Source organism: Staphylococcus sp. EG-SA-2 (assembly GCF_017152085.1).
The window spans coordinates 1-1,143 of record NZ_JACYHC010000845.1 but is presented as its reverse complement, the minus strand read 5'-3'; the positions used below and the strand labels follow the sequence as shown (position 1 = coordinate 1,143).

The window sequence follows — 1,143 nt, the reverse complement described above, 5'->3', positions numbered from 1 at the left end:
AAAAAATCATTACAAAATGACTGATTGCCATTGACAAAAAGCTTGTGAAATTATAAGATTATTAACGGTATTGTTTTATATCCACCCCACGATAAGCCCCGGAAACTTATTGTGTTACAAGATATATAAGCAGAAACGAACAACAGTTAACAAAATAAATGAAATTAAACGTTTTAAAAATGAAACAAATGAAATCATCTATTAGGTTATGAAACTGTTTATAGCTTGAATAGAAGCATTTATTTTTTAGGAGGACAATTATTATGCGTCAAACATTTATGGCAAATGAATCAAACATTGAGCGCAAATGGTATGTTATCGATGCTGAAGGCCAAACATTAGGTCGTTTATCATCAGAAGTAGCATCTATCTTACGCGGTAAAAATAAAGTAACTTACACACCACACGTTGATACTGGTGATTATGTAATCGTTATTAATGCATCAAAAATCGAATTTACTGGTAACAAAGAAACTGACAAAGTTTACTACCGTCACTCAAATCATCCAGGTGGTATCAAATCAATCACTGCTGGTGAATTAAGAAGAACTAACCCAGAACGTTTAATTGAAAACTCAATTAAAGGTATGTTACCAAGCACTCGTTTAGGCGAAAAACAAGGTAAAAAATTATTTGTATATGGTGGCGCTGAACATCCACACGCTGCACAACAACCAGAAAACTACGAATTACGTGGTTAATTAGAAGGAGGAAATGACTTTGGCACAAGTTGAATATAGAGGCACAGGCCGTCGTAAAAACTCAGTAGCACGTGTACGTTTAGTACCAGGTGAAGGTAACATCACAGTTAATAACCGTGACGTACGCGAATACTTACCATTCGAATCATTAATTTTAGACTTAAACCAACCATTTGATGTAACTGAAACTAAAGGTAACTATGATGTTTTAGTTAACGTTCATGGTGGTGGTTTCACTGGACAAGCTCAAGCTATCCGTCACGGAATCGCTCGTGCATTATTAGAAGCAGATCCTGAATACAGAGGTTCTTTAAAACGCGCTGGATTACTTACTCGTGACCCACGTATGAAAGAACGTAAAAAACCAGGTCTTAAAGCAGCTCGTCGTTCACCTCAATTCTCAAAACGTTAATTGTCGGACGATATATACAAAACACCTCGA

General features: G+C 35.9%; 2 protein-coding genes. Both read left to right on the top strand.

Going from position 1 to position 1,143, the window contains the following annotated elements; genetic code table 11:
• Positions 1-263 precede the first annotated feature (263 nt).
• On the top strand, positions 264-701 hold the full coding sequence (gene rplM / locus IDG60_RS15140; protein ID WP_001250038.1) for a 50S ribosomal protein L13: 438 nt from the start codon (positions 264-266) through the stop codon (positions 699-701).
• 19 nt (positions 702-720) lie between these two features.
• Positions 721-1,113, top strand: coding sequence for a 30S ribosomal protein S9 (gene rpsI / locus IDG60_RS15135; protein WP_001790547.1), 393 nt, complete (start codon positions 721-723; stop codon positions 1,111-1,113).
• Positions 1,114-1,143: the final 30 nt, after the last annotated feature.